Source organism: Mesorhizobium sp. M8A.F.Ca.ET.181.01.1.1, from assembly GCF_004792025.1.
GTDB lineage: Bacteria > Pseudomonadota > Alphaproteobacteria > Rhizobiales > Rhizobiaceae > Mesorhizobium.
In genome coordinates, this window is record NZ_SRTV01000200.1 from 1 (window position 1) to 313 (window position 313).

Sequence of the window (313 nt, forward strand, 5' to 3'; positions counted from 1 at the left end):
AGCAGAATCGCCAAGGTGAGGGACAGTCCGACCGAGAGCACCGTGAACAGCAACGTCAGCAGGATTGAATGCAGGAACTGGGCGTCCGCGAGCGCATCCGCATAGTTGCCGAGACCGACAAATCCCTGGAACTTGTCCGGATCCGCCGGCCTATAGCCGGTGATGCTCATGTACAGTGAGTGGAGGAGTGGAAACAGACCGACGACAGTCATGATGATCATGGTCGGCGCAAGCAGGACCATGCCCGTGTAGCGCTCCCCGGCGCGCTGAGCGCGGTCGCTTGCGATTGGCAAACTCTCTAAGCTGGCTGTCA

Annotated in this window: 1 pseudogene; it reads right to left on the minus strand. The window is 59.7% G+C overall.

What is annotated here, in order from left to right:
- A pseudogene (locus EN824_RS34235) lies at positions 1-242 on the minus strand (sugar ABC transporter permease); the annotation flags it as partial.
- Positions 243-313: the final 71 nt, after the last annotated feature.